The organism is Dietzia sp. oral taxon 368 (genome assembly GCF_002999155.1).
Taxonomy (GTDB): Bacteria; Actinomycetota; Actinomycetes; order Mycobacteriales; family Mycobacteriaceae; genus Dietzia; species Dietzia cinnamea.
The window spans coordinates 1,478,139-1,493,959 of sequence record NZ_CP027238.1 but is presented as its reverse complement, the minus strand read 5'-3'; the positions used below and the strand labels follow the sequence as shown (position 1 = coordinate 1,493,959).

Here is a 15,821-nt window from a genome sequence, read left to right as displayed (position 1 = left end):
GGGGACCAGGTCACAGACGATGCGCCCGAGGTCAACGAGACCACGGATGTACTCGGAACGTCCGTACGTCTCTCGCTGAACGCCTTCGCCCCGGCAGCAGACATCGACGGCATCTGCTGACGGAGCCGACAATCAGAGCCAGCGAGGCGCGACCTGGGGATTGTTAGATAAGGCACCCCCCTAATCTGACACTGATCCCCGATTCCCGCGGATCGTGACAGATTACGGCGGCGCCCCGCTGCCACTCAGAGCACCGCCTCGGCGGCCTGCTCGGCATCCTTGACGGCGATCCGGCCGTCCATGAGCAGGGGTAGCAATGCGTCGCGTGTGCGGGCGAGCGCTGATGTCTCCACCTGGAGCGCTGAGTGCTTCGAAGTAAGTGCCCCACTCAATCGGTCGAACTCTTCTAGATGCGCCCCGTCCGGAAGCGGCACCTGCAGTGCGTACGCACGCTCCCGATTGAGCCCGGGCACTGCAGAGTCTGTATTCATCGCCACAAAATCAATGTCCTGCAAGAGGCGGTAGGCATATCCCAGTGAGACTCCGTTGGGAGCCACCCAATACGTCGTGTCAATCGGGAAGCATCCCTCGCTGATCCAATACGTGGAACCCACAGACCCCTTTCGGCCGACAATGACAGCCGGTCCGTCTACAAGTGATTCATCGTGATAACCCACGACACCGCCACTTCCCACTACTGGAAACGGGCCTTCAACTCGCTTAGACGACGGCAGGCTTTTGCCGTAGTTGAGGGCAATCAGACTGCCGAGTTCAACGCGCTCCGCAGTGGATCGGCTGGCCTTACGGAAGCTGGCGTCAAGGAGGTCGTCAATCGACCGTTGCACTCGCCTGTTCGCGGCGATCTTGTCGTCCAGCGCGCCGAGGATCTCGCCAATCGCCCGCTGCTCCCCGAGCGACGGCAGCTCGAATTCATAGGAAAGAAAATCGTTCCGAGCAAGGTCGAGATTCGTCGTGCCAGTTCCAAGTGACTTGCAGTGTCGCCGGCACTGCGGACTTCTGAGCGTCCAGTACAGGTACTCCGAACTGATCGGAGAGTCGTCGAGAATGTCGACGGCAATGGTGTCTTGAGTTAGGCGGGCCCGCTCGATCTCCTCTGGTACCCGTGCCGCAGCACCCAGCAGCGCCGCTTCCTGCGTCATGTCCTTCAGCGACACGTAGACGTCTCCGGCCGAGACTGCGATACGGTCGGCAAACTCCTCTGGGTAGAACCGGAGCTTGCCACCCTTGAACCCACCCTCGCGTGCGATGGTTCCCAGCCCGAGAAGCGGATAACCAGACTCGCCGACTAGGGAGCCCCGGTACGAGTTTCCCCTTCTTAGGGAGACCAACTCTCCGAGCGTTACCCTCACCCAAGCCTCCCCAGCTGCTCCCGGACCACGGCATCCAGCAGGGCCGACTCATCCAGCGCGATGGTGAGCTCGTCGGTGAGCCGCGCGATCTTCTCGTCGATCGGCTCAAGATCCTCCTCCGCCTCGGGCACGCCCACGTAGCGGCCCGGGGTCAGTGCATAGCCGGCGGCCTTGATCTCCTCGAGCGTGGCCGACTTACAGAAGCCAGCCACGTCCTCGTACTCACCCACCGCGGAGGGGCGGCCTCGCCAGGAACGGAACGTCTCGGCGATGCGCTGCAGGTCTTCCTCACTCAGCGTGCGCTCCACGCGGTCGATCATGTGGCCCAGCTCGCGGGCGTCGATGAACAGCACCTGCCCCCGGCGATCCACCGAACCACCCTTGCCGGCGGCCTTGTTCTTGGCGAAGAACCACACGCACACCGGGATGCCCGTCGCCCGGAACAACTGCCCCGGCAGGGCCACGATGCACTGCACCACGTCACCCTCGACCATCGCCTTGCGGATGTCGCCCTCGCCACTGGTCGTAGTGGTCATGGTCCCATTGGCCATCACCACGCCGGCCTCGCCGTTCGGCGCCAGCTTGGACAGGATGTGCTGCATCCACGCGTAGTTGGCATTGCGCTTGGGCGGCACCCCGTAGACCCAGCGCGGGTCGTCCTCGCGACGTGCCCAGTCCTTGATGTTGAAGGGCGGGTTGGCCATCACATAGTCGGCCTGCATATCCGGGTGGATGTCCCGGGCAAAGGTGTCACCCCAGCGCGAGCCGAGACCCTGCGAATCGATCCCGTGGATCGCCAGGTTCATCTTGGCCATCCGCCACGTGCGCTCGTTGAGCTCCTGCCCGTACACGGCGACGTTGGTCGGATCCTCCTTGTGCCCCTCGAGGAACTTCTCCGTCTGCACGAACATGCCGCCCGACCCACAACACGGGTCGTACACACGCCCCGAATGCGGTTCGAGGATCTCCACCAGCGTCCGCACCACCACGGGCGGGGTGTAGAACTCGCCGCCGCGCTTACCCTCCGCCTTGGCGAACTTGTCCAGGAAGTACTCATAGACCTCCCCGAGCAGATCCCGCGCCTTGGAGGCGCCGCCGCCGGTGAAACGCGCCGCGTTGAACAGGTCCACCAGCTCACCCAGTCGGCGCTGCTCGACATTGTCCCGCCCGAACAACACCGGCAGCGTGCCCACCAGCGACTCGTTGGCCTGCATCAACGCGCGCATCGCGGCATCGATCAGCTCACCGATCGACTGCGCGTCGTTGGTCGACGACGCCGGGATGCCCTTGGCGTGCCGCGAGAGGTACTCCCAGCGCGCCTCGGCGGGAACCCAGAACACGCCGGAACCCAGGTACTCGTCGGCATCCTCGAGCGTTTCGGCGAGGTAGGCCTCGTCCTCCCCGGCCAGCTCCTGGCGGATCGCGTCGCGGCGCTCTTCGAAGGCGTCCGAGACGTACTTGAGGAACACCAACCCCAGCACGACGTCCTTGTACTGCGACGCATCCATGGACCCGCGGAGCTTGTCCGCCGCCTTCCACAGCGTGTCCTTGAGTTCCTTAGGTGTCGATGCCTCCATGGGCATCGGAACCAACACTCTCGCCATCAGGCGTTCTCCTCGTAGTTCTGATCTGAATAGTCGTGGTCTATACGCAGCGTGCCCGCCGCGAGTCCGTCGGAAAGTTCTGTGGTGAGCGCGTCGAGCGCACTCAATTCGGCCAAGAGCCGTGCCCGATGCTCGGCGGCCCGTGCCGCTACCGTGCGCCAAGGGTTACAGGCGTCGACGACGACGGTGCGCAGCCGCCACGAACGGCAATCCGATCCCCGCGCAGCCGAAATATCCCGAACAGCGAGCTCGGGAAGAATACGTCGCGATCCCTCCGCCGGTTCCATGCACCGCAGGACCCGGGCCGGCGCCTGAACGGCATTGCCGCCGACTGTGTCAATGATCGCGGCCGGCCCCCTCGTCGTCGTAAACACCACGTCGCCCGGCTCCGTGAGCCGGAAACGAGGCGCCCGTCGGACCAACTCCACCAGGTCGACCGACCGTGACCCGATCGCGCACCGGCCGCGCACCTCGTCCGGGCCGATCACCCCGATGCCGCCCGGACCCGCCGTGAAGACCTCCGCGGGGATGCGCACGCCCGTGATCACCCGGGCCGGCCGGTGCTCGCCCGTGGTCGCCGCTCTCCACGGCAGGGAGTGGTCAGCCGCAGATCCGGCCGCCACCACCTCGACCCCGTCGAGCACCCCGGACGCCGACGCGTCGCGCTTCTCCCACAGGCGGGCCAGCGCATCACCGCCGTCCTCCGCGACGTCGGTGGTGACCGGCAGCGCGAGCGCGGATTTGCTCACCACCGCCTCGGTGAGCCGGTGCTCGCTGCGCAGGAACGCGTGACTCCGCCGTGCGGCGCCTCCGCGGAGAGCCGCGACAGCGTCAGAGGCGAGTGCACGGTTCTCCCGCGCATCCAGCGCGTGGGCCGAGTGCTCCCCGAACGTCGTGAAACTCCGCGCACCGGCGGTGTCGCCGGACTCTCCCAGCACCCACATCGCCATCCGACGACGACCGCCGAACCGGCACAATCCCCGCGGCAGGCGAGCGACATAGCGCAGGGGCGCAACATAGTCGCCGCCTGTCCCCCTCAGGATCCGCCGCCGATGGTCCGTCCCCGGCAACTCGTCGACCAGCAGCGGGGCGGGAGCGAACACCACCGCGGCGCTGCCCGGCCCCAGGTCCAGCACCACGTTGTCGACCGAGTCGAAGAAGCCCTCAGTCCCGTCCCGGGGAATCGCCGCCCACTGCCCGACGAGAAGCGTGGCTGAACCGGCCGTCGCTGGTTCCAGGCGGGCGCCGAGTGCGGCGAGGTACCGCCAGAGCAGTCGGTCCACCGGCCCAGTCGGGCCATCCGGCGAAACGACTCGCGACCGATCCGACTCCGACGCCTTTTCCACCACGCTCGCAAGCAGACGCAGTCCGCCCGGACCCCACGGCACGAGTGCCCTGTCGGAATCGCCGGCCAGCGCCGCGACCACCTCGCACGCCAGTGCATCGCCCGTGCTGGTGAGCGATTCCGAGGCGAGCGGCGCGTCCTTGGCCTCCTGACGTTGCGCCAACCGTTTGAGCACCCGTGTCGCGGTAGTTCCGGCTTCGGCGAGGCGGTCGACGCACGCGACCAGGCCGCTGTCACGCAGTGCCCTATCCGCCTGCGTCACGGACAGAACCGACTCGACTGCGTGCCCCACCGGAAGCGTCGCGAGGTCGTCGCGGCTCTGGTCAGCCAGCGGGGCGCCGGACAGCGCGTGGAGCAGGAGAAGCGCCGAGGCGTCGTCAAGTTGCGAGGCCGCCTCGTCCATCAGCGACGAGAACAACGCCGCATCCTCATGCGCCTCCGGGTTGTTCCCCCGGCCGGTGACACGCAGCCAGCGGCCGACCTCGTCTGCGGAGAACACCAGCTGCGCCGGGTGTACGGGCGCGGGGAACGGACTATCAGATCCGGTCGACCGGGAGCGCCACACCGACACGACCGGGCGTTTCACTCCGGCGAGGTCGGCGATCTGCTGCATGGTCAGCGTCTCCACGTGGTCACCTCCGTTCGGTCGGCCAGGTCTGCGATGCGGACGACGCTACCCCCGAATTCGACCGCCTCATACCCTTTCGCCGATAAGCCTCCTTATCACTTTGAGCGTTACCGCTTTGGCGGAATCTCGAGGAATGGTCTCCCCGGAAGCCAACCGCACTCGATCCCCCGGAGGTCACTCGTGAACGACGCCTTCACGGTCGACCACCTCACGGAGTGGAGCCTCCTCGAATGGTGGCTTCACTACCTCGGCGCGATTGCCGTGCCCGCTTTGGCCATCGTCCTCGTGGTGGCCGCCTATCGAGCGTGTCGCGCGATCGACCGCCTGAGTCTGCCGAACCCGGTCGAGGCAGCAGTCGGTGTGGGCCTGGTCGCCGGCGCCTTCGCGGTCGTGTTCCTCGGGCTGAACTGGCACATCGACTTGCTGTACGGATCGCTACGTCATATCCCAAGTGCGACCGGGGCTGTCGTGGCCGGCCTCGGCACCGCGCTCTTGTTGGCCGCAGCTTCCGTGGTCCTGGCACTCAAGCTGGGCACTACCCGGCGGCGCCGGCTCGCCGTGATCGCCCTCGCCGCTGCAATACCCGCAGTCTTCACTCTCGTCCATGACGGCCTCTACCGGGATGCGACCGCGTCCACGCGTGATACGGCGAGTGTCGGTATGCAGTCACCCACGCGAAGCGCCGCAGGGGCCCAGCCGAATCAACCCAGCGACGCCCCAACGGACGTTCTGCCGCGCTCCCCTCCGGCAGACCAGCACGCACTCCCACCCGAAGGCCTCAGGGCCGCATAACCATTCGAATACTTACTTCATCAAGGAGACTTCCCATGCCCACAACTTCCCTCCGTACCTACGGCACCGCCGCCGTGACCGCCGCGCTCCTGGGCGCAGGCTCATTCCTCGCGCCGGCCATCGCCCAGGCGCAGTTGGTCGACCCCGTCGACCCCACGGACATCATCAAGATCGACTCGCCTGACCTCACCGTGAACGTCAACGGCACCACGGCGAACTTCACCGTCACCGCCCCCGAGAACATGGCCTGCGTCGGGCCTCTGGTGGTCGAGGGTGCGATCAGCGAGAAGGACATCGACCCCGAGACCTGGAACGAGACCTTCTTCGAGGACCTGTTCAGCAATCCGGTCTGGCCCACGAAGGAATCCGACCTGCGCGTCGTGGTCAACGAGTCCAGCGACCTACTGGACGAGGAGGGGGCCTACGCGAGTCCCCACAACGTCAGCGTGCCGGGCCTTGACGACGGGGACTACGTCGCCACGTCGATCTGCGTCACCGAAGACAGCATCGCGCCCCTCGCTGCGACCGATGAGATCTCGACTCTCGCGGACGTCCAGTACCCGGTCGAGATTCACTTCCGGAACTTCTCGGTGACCACTACCGGGAGCGTCAATCTGGGCAGCGTCGACGTGTTCGGCAGCCTCGGGAGCTGACCACCTGGACCGGGGGCGTCCGGCTCGTCGCTCAGCTGACGTAGCCGGACACCCCGGCCCGCTGTGAATCGACTCATTGCCCTTCTGACATGGCGGTACGAACCCTTCGGGAGTCGTACGCGGCCTGGCCGGGAGGGCATTGTCGTGTACCCGCTCCGCTGCGGCCGCAGATGCCGTGGCGGCGGCGCACGCCGAACATTCTCTCACGCCGAACATTCTCTACTGTGGCGTGCACACCTGACCCGACCCGAGGGAGACCACACATGGACGTCGCCGCCGTCGCCGCCACCGCACCGGACGCACCCCTGGAGAAGACCACGATCCGACGTCGGGACACCGGCCCGGACGACGTGCTCATCGAGATCGAGTTCGCCGGCATCTGCCACTCGGACATCCACCACGCGCGCGGCGAGTGGGGCCGCACCGTCTACCCGGTGACGACAGGCCACGAGATCGTCGGCATCGTCCGCGAGGTCGGATCCGAGGTGACCCGCCACAAGGTCGGCGACCGCGTGGGCGTCGGCTGCCTGGTGGGGGCCTGCCATGAGTGCGCCTCGTGCGAGGCCGGCCAGGAGCAGGAGTGCGAGGTCGGAGCCACCGCGACCTACGGCTCGCCGCTGCCCGAGGGCGATCCGGAGGGCCCGGTCACCAACGGCGGCTACTCCACGCACATCGTGGTGGAGGAGCGCATGGTCGTCTCCGTCCCCGAGGGCCTCGACCCGGCCGCCGCCGCGCCGCTGCTGTGCGCCGGGATCACCATGTACTCACCCCTGCGGCAGTGGAACGTCGGCCCCGGCACGACGGTCGCGGTGATCGGCATGGGCGGGCTCGGGCACGTGGGCGTGCAGCTCGCCGTGGCCATGGGCGCCGAGGTCACCGTGTTGTCCCAGAGCACCTCCAAGCGCGACGACTCGCTGAAGTTCGGCGCCGTGGAGCACTACGCGACCGCCGGAGACGAGGGCAGGGAGAACCTGCGGGCGCTCCGAGGCAGCTTCGACGTCATCCTCAACACCGTCTCCGCCAACCTGCCCCTGGACCGCTATCTCGCCCTGCTCAAGCCTCGCGGCGCCATGGTGGAGATCGGTATCCCGAGTGAGCCGATGTCCCTGCGGGCGGGGTCGGTGACCGGCGGCCGCAAGATCCTCACCGGCTCGATGATCGGCGGTATCCCCGAGACGCAGGAGATGCTGGACTTCTGCGCCGAGCGCGGGATCACCGCCCAGATTGAACTCATCTCGGCCGATCAGATCAACGAGGCGTGGGACCGCGTCGTCAGCTCGGACGTCCGGTACCGGTTCGTGATCGACGCCAAGACGTTCTAGGCGAGACCGTCAGGTTTCACCGGTGAACCACATCCAGATAAATGTCGCCACGAATCCCACCGTCGAGAGGATGAGGACGGTCCGGCTGTAGTGATCCTCCCAGGCCATCTGGATGAACCGCCGCTTGAACTCTTCCCACCTGCCGTCCCAGAAACCGGGTTCCGGTTCCAGGGCGGGGTGTTCGTAGGGGTGCGGGTCGCGTTCCGACGGGTCGTCCCGTCTCTGCCCATACCTCATGGTCGTGTCACCTCTCTGCCGTGTGGGCCCGGTACCGGTGGTGAGCCATATCGCCCGCCTGCTGTCCCAGGTACGTCCCGACGGCCGCACCGATGCCGGCGCCGATGAACGTGCCGAGGGGACCGAACATCGTTCCTGCGACGGCGCCGGCTGCGGCGCCTCCGAGCGCGCCGCCACCCAGAGCCCCGAGGGTCTCCGCGACGGCCTCGCCGGTCGACGTCCTCCCCTCGGCGTGGGCCTTCACGCCGTCGTACACCGTAAGCCCGCCACCGACCGGACCGGCGACCCCACCGAGTCCCCGCAGTCCCGTCGCCGCAGCTCTGCCGAAGTCATCCGGGGCCGGGTTGAGCATGTGTCTCCCCCGGGTCCGTGGATCGAGTTCATCGGCGACGTCCGGGTAGCCCCGTGACGCGGCCCCCGTCATCGCGTCCACACCGCGACCCGGCCACGGGTCGTCCGGGCCCGGGATCGGCGACCGGTCGACCTCGGGTGGGATCGCGGCGTGCAGCCGGGCGGCGATCCCGTCTATCTGGCGCCCGTAGTACTCATCGAGGGAGCGCACGGTGTCGACCGCGGAGCTGATCGCCTCCGCATCCTCATCGACCGTCGAGTGACCGATGTCGTCGCGACCCGGCAACGGACGCACCGACGACTCGCCCACCTGGAGTCCGGCTGCCTCGGCATCGGCGACCCGATCTCGAACCGCCTGAACTGCCGGCCCCAGAGCAGCGTGCGAGCTCCGGAGAGCATCAGCCAGATCCTCGAGTCCGTCAGCCAGCGTGCTGACGTGCGACTTCTCACGTTCCACGGTGTCGAGGACGGCGTCAGCGGCCGCCCCGTCCCAGCCATCATCCAGCTCCATCGCACCGTCGACCAGGTCCCTCCGGATGCCCTGCGCCACCGAGTGCTGCCGGCCGACCTCGCCGCCGGCGCCCGCCACTGCGGACACGTCCCAACGACGAATGTCCGCGACTGTCCAGCTCACCGCCGGGCCACCGCTGCGAGGAAAGCCGCGAAGTCCTCATCCTCGGCCTCGAGGAACCGGTGCGCCTCGGCCGCGAAGTCGGCCAGGCCCCCGAGCCGACCCGCGATTCTCTCGGCGCACACCGCTGCCGCACCGCACGCCCGGTCCACCGCCTGCTCGATCGCCGACCCGCCCGGAAGACCGCCGCCCAGCCGCGCCGCGACCTCGGGAAACGTCACCTCCGTGGCCGCCTCCCCGCAGTCGCGGAACACCGAGACCGCGCTCGCGATCTTCCCGGCATCCGCCCTGATCGTCCCGTCGGGCACGAGCCCTCCTCGTCGTCGTTCCGGTCTACTACCGGGACGCCCCCGTGGCGTCCTCACCACGTACGACGCGCGCCCCACGCCGAACGGTTCCCCCGTGTCGTACCCGTGGTGTGTACTCGGGAGTGTGGAAGGGACACCGGTCACGGCCGGTTCCACCCACGACCCGGCGGCGTCGCCCGACGCCGGGAACCCTCCCCTCGAGGAGTGCACCGTGCCGCTCACCTGGACCCCTACCCTCGACCGCGCGCTCGCGGTCGCCGCCCGCTGCCACGCAGGTCAGACCCGCAAGGACGACCCGACGCCCTACATCGCCCATCCGGTCGCGGTGGCGCTGATCGTCTCGGACTTCACCGACGACGAGGACGTGGCGGTCGCCGCGCTGCTGCACGACGTGCTGGAGGACGTGCCGCCGTCGGTGTACTCGGCCGCGGACATGACCGCCGACTTCGGCGACCGGGTCACGGAGTTTGTACGCGGCGTGTCCGAGGAGAAGACCGCCGGGGAGGAGACCCCGCCGTGGCGGGTCCGCAAGGAGGGCTACCTCGCCCGCCTGGCCGAGGACTCCCCCGAGTGCCTGCTCATCTCCGCGGCCGACAAGATCCACAACCTCCGGTCGATGGTCTCCGCGCACGGCCGCCTGGGCGACGGCATGTGGGACGTGTTCAACGCCGGCCCGCAGGAGAAGCTGTGGTTCTACGGCGCGATCGCCGATACTGTGGCCGAGCGACTCGGCGACTGCGCGGCCACGCGAGAGCTGCGACGGGCCGTAGACGACGTGGCCGCCCTCGTGCCGGTGGGGTGACGTCATGCAGGACCACCGCCTCGGACCGGGTAGCGCCTCCCTGCGCCCGGCGGGCGACCCGTGGCACGACTTCGAGCACACCCTCACCGGACATCTCCGCAGGCCCGGGGCGGTGGGCGCGATGGAGTTCCGCGCACCGTCACAACCGTTCGGCGGACAGGGGCGGTGCACCGTCCAACTGGCGGCGGGCGGGGCGGTCGCCTGGGTGACCGCCCGCCCCGCCGGGCACGACCTCGTCGAGGAGATGATCGCGCACACCGCCCCCACCGCGCCGGCGCCTATCGCCCGGGCGGTGGTCAACGCCTGCCGCGACCGGCTGGGAGTCCCACACCCCCAGTTGCTCACCCTCCGGAGCGAGGGGACGGTCGGCCGCTATACCGGCGCGCTCAGGCTCATCCGGTTCGATTCCGTGCCCGTCGGACGCGACCCCGCCGACTACCCCAACCCGATCGACGTGGCCGTCGAGGTCGAGGACCACGTGGACGCCCGCGAGCGGTACGAGGCGATCATCGAACAGGTGACCGGCCGGCCGTGCGTGGTGGACGAGCTCGGCCACCTGGTCTTCGACCACGTCGGCCACCGGATGCACGTCTCGTTCACCGAGGACGAGCCGTTCGCCCGCATCTGGGCGTGGGTCGTTCGAGGTGTGCGTTCCCGCGCCGAGGCCGCTCTGGAGATCGCGCGCCTCAACCTGGACGACGACCTCACCTCGTGGGTCCTCGACGGTCGCCACGTCATGCAGCGCACCACCGTGCCCGTCGCCCCGTTCCTGCCCCGCCACGCGCAGCACGCACTCGAGCACTTCCTGCTCACGTACGCCGCCACGCGCGATCAGGTCGCAGCGCGGTTGGGCCCGCGTACGCGGAGTTAACGCAAGTTTCTTCGGCCGCCTCCCGCGGCCCATCGACTCGACACGGCCATCCAATTCCAGTCGGAGCCCGGGAAGCCCGACGTCGGACGGTCACGGCGAGTTCTCGTACTCGCCCGAGAAGGCCGCCGCCACCGTTCAGGACAAGCTGAACAAGGAGTAGTCGGCGCGCCGTCCAGACGAGAGCGGGCGCATCCGGTGTATTCCGGATGCGCCCGCTCTTTCATTGCGACCCTGACGGGACTCGAACCCGCGACCTCCGCCGTGACAGGGCGGCGCGCTAACCAACTGCGCCACAGGGCCGTGCTTTTCGCACGAGAGGGAACATTAGCGGAATCGTGGCCCGAGAGGAAAACGGGGCCCCGCGCAGGTGGCGCCGCGCTCGCGGGCTGGGCCCCTCACCCGGTCCAGAGGACGAGCATCGGCTGGCTCGAGATCAGCTCTCCGCCCTGGTAGATGCTCATCCCCGACGCGTCGATCGAGTAGAGGACGTCGTTGTTCGTCACCACCGCCCCAGCCCTGGTGACGGTGGGGTCGTCGATCTCCACACCCGCCCCGCCCGACGAGCCGCGGTAGTAGTACCGGCCGTTGTCGGGGTTGACGCAGATGGAGAACAACGCCTGCGTCGTGCGCCCGATCATGGCCGCCGGGTCGCCGGCGTTGCAGCGCGCCTGGCGGTCGGAGAGCCATCCGGACGAGTCGGCCCCGACGGGCTGCCCACCGCCGCGTGGGAGCCGGGGCGCCGGCGCCTCGCGGGTGACGGTGACGGTCTCGCGTGGCGGCGGGGTGGTGTAGGCGGTCTCGGTCACCGGAGGCGGTGGCGACGAGGTAGACGGTGAGGACGACGACGACGAGGACTGCGCTGCCACGACACCCGGCCCGTCACCGGGGATCCCGCCCGGGCGGAGGGCGAGGTAGGCGATCACTCCGAGGAGGCCGACCGCGAGGACCGTCAGTACGGCGACGAGGGCGATCACCGCGCCGGGGGTCCCCCGCTGCGACGTGGGCTCGTGAGTGGGCGTGTGCCACTGCCCGTCGGGCCCCCACCGCCCGTCACCGGAGTTGTACGTCATCACCGACTCCCCTCATAGGCAGACCGTAGCGGTGCGCGCCGGCTGTCGGACGATCTCCGCGGTACCCGCGGTCACCCGATCGGCCACTCCCCGATCGCGGTGAGGTCCTCTGCGGTCGCGGTCACCGCGGTGGGCTCGCAGGCGAACCCGACGGCCTCCGAGCCGTCCGCGAGGGTCACCCGGCCGAGCTGCATGGGTCTGGGCAGCTCGTCGAGGAATTCGCCGAGCGCCGCCGGGGGCATCGTCCACCTCTCGCCGAGCAGTTCCGCACCCTCGGTGTGCCGCAGGACGCCGGGCTTGGGCGGGTCGGTGTCGAGCCGGTACATCCGGTAGTCGGCGCTGGACCGCACGACGCCACGCCAGGCCGCGCCGCGTCCGGTGAGCTGGTGCTCGAGCGGGCCGCCCCGGCGGTGGGCGCCGAACACCACCAGATCCACGGTCGGCGCGCCCGCGCGCAGGGGCCACGGCTCGAGCGGCTCCGTGGCGGCCTCGTTCTCCTCGGCGAACTCTGCCGCGAGGGCCGCCGCGATGTCGGCCACCACGCCGTCGTGGAACGGCCTGCCCACCACCGTGACGCCGAACGTCGCCGTGCCGCGGTCCGCCTCGTCCACCTCTCCCGCCGGGACGGCCACCGCGCAGAGGTCGAAGAGGTTGCAGAAGTTCGTGTAGGTCCCCATCCGGCTGTTGAGGGCGACCGGGTCGGCCTGAACCTCCGTGATCGTCGGATGGAACGGTGCCGTCGGCACCAGCAGCGCCGACGCGCCCAGGCGGTCGAGCTCGGCCAGGGCCCGGCGGCGCAGCGCCTCGACGGTCCGGCGGTCCCGCAGCAGGTCCACCGCCCGCACGTCGCGGGCGGGCGCGATGATGCCGCGGACGGTCGGATCGATGCCGGCATCTGCGTCGGCCCCGCCGGCCCCGCTGTCGGCTCCGTCGAGGAAGGCGCCGACCGCCTCGTACCGCTCGGCGACGAGCGCGCCGTCGTAGAGCAGCCGCGCGGCGGCGAGGAACGGCTCGAGATCGATCTCCACCACGCGGAACCCGCGGTCGCGGGCCGCGTCGACGGTCGCGGCGAACGCCTCGGCCCAGCCGGGGGCCATGGCGGTCAGCTCGCGCGGGACCGCGAGTGTCGCCCCCGGCGCCGCGGCGAGTTGGGCGTCCGCGGGCCAGCTCCGCGTGCCGTCGCCGCCCGCCATCACGCCGGTCGCACGGGAGGCCGTGCGCACGTCGCGGGCGAAGATCGTCACGCAGTCGTAGCTCGCGCAGGCCGGGACGATCCCGTCGGTGGAGACCACGCCGAGGCTGGGTTTGATCCCGACGATGCCGTTGAGCGCGGCGGGGATCCGTCCCGACCCGGCGGTGTCGGTGCCGATCGCCAGATCGCAGATGCCCAGTGCGACCGCCACTGCGGATCCCGAGCTGGACCCGCCCGAGACGTGGTCCGGCCGGTGCGCGGCCCGCACGGCGCCGTAGGGGCTGCGGGTGCCGACCAGTCCGGTCGCGAACTGGTCGAGGTTGGTCACCCCCACCACCACCGCACCGGCCGCGCGCAGTCGGGCGACGGCCACCGCGTCCTGCTCGGGGACGTAGGCGAACCCCGGGCAGGCGGCGGTCGTGGGTGTCCCGGCGACGTCGACGTTGTTCTTGACCGCCAGCGTCATCCCGGCGAGGGGCCCGCCGGCGGCGAGGGAGGCCACCATGTCGGCGACCATCGCCTCCCGGTCGCGCACCTGCAGGAACACCTCCGGCCGGTCGGCCTCCGCGAGTCGGGTCAGCACGGCGTCGACCCGCTCCGCGGCCGTCTCACGGAGTCCGGCTCCCGTCGCGGCGCTCATGCGCTCAGCTCCCCGCTGGCGGCCCAGCGCGCGAACTCCTCGGCGCGGGCGTGCTCCATGCGGCGCCTCGCGGAGGCGATGGAGTCGGCCTCGCGCTCGCAGAAGGCGTTGTGCTCGGCCAGGGAGAACGTGCCGTCGGTGATGTCGACGCGCCCGCGCCCGGCGGCGGTGTCGGCCCGCAGGTCGGCCAGCTCCTCGGAGGTCACGGGGTACCAGGAGATGCGGTCGAAGTGTCGCAGCAGCCACGGGTGCTCGGCGTCGAAGCCCGGTGCCGGCTCCGGGTGCCGGTGGTTCCACACCTGGGTGGTGCGGCCCACGAACTGGTAGCCGCCTGGTCCCTCCATGCCGTAGATGCACAGGTACGCGCCGCCGATGCCCACGGAGTTCTCGGCGGTCCACGTCCGGGCGGGGTTGTACTTGGTCGTCACCAGGCGGTGACGCGGGTCCAGCGGCGTGGCGACGGGCGCACCCAGGTAGACGTCCCCCAGGCCCAGGACCATGTACTCGGCGTCGAAGACTGTGCGGTAGACGTCGTCGGCGGTCTCCAGCCCGTTCATCCGGCGGATGAACTCGATGTTCCACGGGCACCACGGGGCGTCGTCGCGCACGCCGTACATGTACCGCTCGATCGCCTCCCTCGTGGCGGGGTCGTCCCAGCTCAGGGGGAGTCTGACGTGACGGCTCGGCACGACCAGCGACTCGGCGGCGGGCAGGGCGGCCTCGGCCTCGCGGAGGGCGGCCAGGGTCGACGACACGGTGCTGAGTCCGGGGGTGATCTTGACCTGCAGCGACCGGATGCCCGGGGTGAGGTCCTGCTGGCCGGGGACGGGGTTGGCCAGCAGGTGCAGGTAGAGGGCGTGGGCGCGGGCCCGCAGCTCCAGGTCGAGTTCCATCCGCCCGTACTCGACCAGCACGTTGTCGTCCCCGCCGCGGCGGTAGGTGACCTCGGTGAGCCCGTCCGCGGTGTGCCCGCGGCCCAGCACGCCGTCGTCGCGGTCCCCGCCGTCGCCCAGGACGTACGGACGGCCCGCGCCCCGCGAGCCCCCGGCGCCGACCCGGTCTGGCACGGCGTCCACGCGGACCCGCACGAACCGCACGGTGTCGCCCGGCGCCAGTTGCCCGAGCTTCCACCGGTCGCTGCTGACCACCGTGACCGGGCAGACGAAGCCGCCCAGGCTCGGGCCGTCCGGACCGAGCAGGATCGGGGTGTCGCCGGTGAAGTCGAGCGCGCCCACCGAGTAGGCGTTGTCGTGGAGGTTCGACGGGTGCAGCCCGGCCTCGCCGCCGTCGGGCCGGGCCCACTTGGGGCGCGGGCCCTCGAGCCGGACGCCGGTGCGGTCGGAGTTGAAGTGCACGGTGTAGGTAGCCGCGTACAGCTCGTCCATCCCGGCCCGGGTGAGGAACTCGGGTGCGCCGTGGGGCCCCTCGGCGACCGCGATGTGCCAGTGGTGGCCGATGGCGGGGATCTCCTCGGCGCAGATCCGGCGGGGCGTCGCGGGCCCGGGCTCGCCGACGGCGAGCGTGTCCCCGGTGGTGAGGGCGCGGCCCTCGTGGCCGCCGAACCGCCCCAGAGTGAAGGTCGACGACGACCCGAGGTACTGCTCGACGTCGATCCCGCCCCGCACGGCCACGTAGACGCGCATCCCGGGGCCATCGATCACCGGGATGTCCAGCACCGACCCGGCCTCCAGGGCGACCGGCTTCCACTGGGCCACCGGCCGCCCGGCCACGGTGGGCCGCACGTGCGCGCCGCCCACGCACACGGTGACCGGGGCGTCCGCCCGGAGCCGGAGGCCGCCGCGCGTGCACTCCAGGCCGGCGGTGCCCTCGGGATTGCCCACGGCGATGTTCGCCAGCCGCAGCGACTGGTCGTCCATCGCTCCGGAGGGAGGGACGCCCACCCCCCAGTACCCGACGCGGCCGGGCCAGTCCTGGACGGTGGTGATGAGGCCGGGGGCGAGGATCTCGAGGCTGGTCATGGCGGGTGCTCCTGTGGTGACGGGTG

14 protein-coding genes and 1 tRNA gene are annotated in these 15,821 nt (G+C 70.0%); 5 read left to right on the top strand and 10 right to left on the bottom strand.

Translation table 11 applies throughout. The annotated features are described in order from the left end of the window. Positions 1-245 precede the first annotated feature (245 nt). The 3 genes from C3V38_RS07045 to C3V38_RS07035 are packed head-to-tail and all read right to left on the bottom strand — an operon-like array spanning position 246 to position 4,947. Positions 246-1,370 (bottom strand): restriction endonuclease subunit S, encoded by a 1,125-nt coding sequence (locus tag C3V38_RS07045; RefSeq protein WP_083324330.1) that lies wholly within the window; start codon positions 1,368-1,370, stop codon positions 246-248. After that, a complete protein-coding gene (locus C3V38_RS07040) occupies positions 1,367-2,974 on the bottom strand; it encodes a class I SAM-dependent DNA methyltransferase (RefSeq protein WP_070720720.1) in 1,608 nt (535 codons plus the stop codon). Before C3V38_RS07040 ends, C3V38_RS07045 begins: the two co-directional genes overlap by 4 nt. After that, positions 2,974-4,947 carry a DNA-binding protein gene (locus C3V38_RS07035; protein ID WP_070720723.1) on the bottom strand — a complete coding sequence of 658 codons (1,974 nt, stop codon included), beginning with the start codon at positions 4,945-4,947 and terminating at the stop codon, positions 2,974-2,976. The genes C3V38_RS07040 and C3V38_RS07035 overlap by 1 nt, the downstream gene beginning before the upstream one ends. A gap of 180 nt (positions 4,948-5,127) precedes the next feature. Between C3V38_RS07035 and C3V38_RS07030 the strand changes: the two genes are divergently transcribed. The 3 genes from C3V38_RS07030 (at position 5,128) to C3V38_RS07020 (ending at position 7,714) form a co-directional block, all read left to right on the top strand. Next, positions 5,128-5,739 carry a hypothetical protein gene (locus tag C3V38_RS07030; RefSeq protein WP_070720724.1) on the top strand — a complete coding sequence of 204 codons (612 nt, stop codon included), beginning with the start codon at positions 5,128-5,130 and terminating at the stop codon, positions 5,737-5,739. 35 nt (positions 5,740-5,774) lie between these two features. Next, positions 5,775-6,392, top strand: a complete 618-nt coding sequence (locus C3V38_RS07025; protein WP_061917123.1) for a hypothetical protein — start codon at positions 5,775-5,777, stop codon at positions 6,390-6,392. A 263-nt stretch (positions 6,393-6,655) separates the two neighbouring features. Beyond that, positions 6,656-7,714: an NAD(P)-dependent alcohol dehydrogenase gene (locus tag C3V38_RS07020; protein WP_070720727.1), complete on the top strand. Its 1,059-nt coding sequence runs from the start codon at positions 6,656-6,658 to the stop codon at positions 7,712-7,714. Between the two features lie 9 nt (positions 7,715-7,723). Here the strand turns inward: C3V38_RS07020 and C3V38_RS07015 are convergent, their stop codons facing one another. The 3 genes from C3V38_RS07015 to C3V38_RS07005 are packed head-to-tail and all read right to left on the bottom strand — an operon-like array spanning position 7,724 to position 9,241. Continuing rightward, positions 7,724-7,951, bottom strand: a complete 228-nt coding sequence (locus C3V38_RS07015) for a hypothetical protein (protein WP_061917117.1) — start codon at positions 7,949-7,951, stop codon at positions 7,724-7,726. A 7-nt stretch (positions 7,952-7,958) separates the two neighbouring features. After that, entirely contained in the window at positions 7,959-8,936 is a 978-nt protein-coding gene (locus C3V38_RS07010) for a WXG100 family type VII secretion target (RefSeq protein ID WP_070720729.1), read from the bottom strand. Then, a complete protein-coding gene (locus C3V38_RS07005) occupies positions 8,933-9,241 on the bottom strand; it encodes a hypothetical protein (protein WP_070720732.1) in 309 nt (102 codons plus the stop codon). Before C3V38_RS07005 ends, C3V38_RS07010 begins: the two co-directional genes overlap by 4 nt. Before the next feature lie 124 nt (positions 9,242-9,365). Here C3V38_RS07005 and C3V38_RS07000 point away from each other — a divergent pair, with 124 nt between their 5' ends. Then, positions 9,366-10,043: an HD domain-containing protein gene (locus C3V38_RS07000; RefSeq protein ID WP_254426103.1), complete on the top strand. Its 678-nt coding sequence runs from the start codon at positions 9,366-9,368 to the stop codon at positions 10,041-10,043. Between the two features lie 4 nt (positions 10,044-10,047). Then, positions 10,048-10,914: a hypothetical protein gene (locus C3V38_RS06995; protein ID WP_106385392.1), complete on the top strand. Its 867-nt coding sequence runs from the start codon at positions 10,048-10,050 to the stop codon at positions 10,912-10,914. Between the two features lie 226 nt (positions 10,915-11,140). On the opposite strand, the gene C3V38_RS06990 is transcribed toward C3V38_RS06995, so the two are convergent. The 4 genes from C3V38_RS06990 to C3V38_RS06975 form a co-directional block, all read right to left on the bottom strand. Next, positions 11,141-11,214, bottom strand: a tRNA-Asp gene (locus C3V38_RS06990). 95 nt (positions 11,215-11,309) lie between these two features. Further along, the gene (locus C3V38_RS06985; RefSeq protein WP_106385391.1) at positions 11,310-11,984 is read right to left on the bottom strand and encodes a hypothetical protein; all 675 of its coding nucleotides are present in this window, start codon (positions 11,982-11,984) and stop codon (positions 11,310-11,312) included. Positions 11,985-12,055: 71 nt separating this feature from the next. Next, positions 12,056-13,816 (bottom strand): allophanate hydrolase, encoded by a 1,761-nt coding sequence (gene atzF, locus C3V38_RS06980; protein ID WP_106385390.1) that lies wholly within the window; start codon positions 13,814-13,816, stop codon positions 12,056-12,058. After that, positions 13,813-15,795, bottom strand: coding sequence for a 5-oxoprolinase/urea amidolyase family protein (locus C3V38_RS06975; protein ID WP_106385389.1), 1,983 nt, complete (start codon positions 15,793-15,795; stop codon positions 13,813-13,815). The genes atzF and C3V38_RS06975 overlap by 4 nt, the downstream gene beginning before the upstream one ends. Positions 15,796-15,821: the final 26 nt, after the last annotated feature.

Bases quoted from the DNA above. Each gene is read 5' to 3' on its own strand.
- atzF (WP_106385390.1), bottom strand. From the start codon at position 13,816: ATGAGCGCCGCGACGGGAGCCGGACTCCGTGAGACGGCCGCGGAGCGG.
- C3V38_RS07025 (WP_061917123.1), top strand. From the start codon at position 5,775: ATGCCCACAACTTCCCTCCGTACCTACGGCACCGCCGCCGTGACCGCC.
- C3V38_RS06985 (WP_106385391.1), bottom strand. From the start codon at position 11,984: ATGACGTACAACTCCGGTGACGGGCGGTGGGGGCCCGACGGGCAGTGG.
- C3V38_RS07040 (WP_070720720.1), bottom strand. From the start codon at position 2,974: ATGGCGAGAGTGTTGGTTCCGATGCCCATGGAGGCATCGACACCTAAG.
- C3V38_RS07020 (WP_070720727.1), top strand. From the start codon at position 6,656: ATGGACGTCGCCGCCGTCGCCGCCACCGCACCGGACGCACCCCTGGAG.
- C3V38_RS07015 (WP_061917117.1), bottom strand. From the start codon at position 7,951: ATGAGGTATGGGCAGAGACGGGACGACCCGTCGGAACGCGACCCGCAC.
- C3V38_RS06975 (WP_106385389.1), bottom strand. From the start codon at position 15,795: ATGACCAGCCTCGAGATCCTCGCCCCCGGCCTCATCACCACCGTCCAG.
- C3V38_RS06995 (WP_106385392.1), top strand. From the start codon at position 10,048: ATGCAGGACCACCGCCTCGGACCGGGTAGCGCCTCCCTGCGCCCGGCG.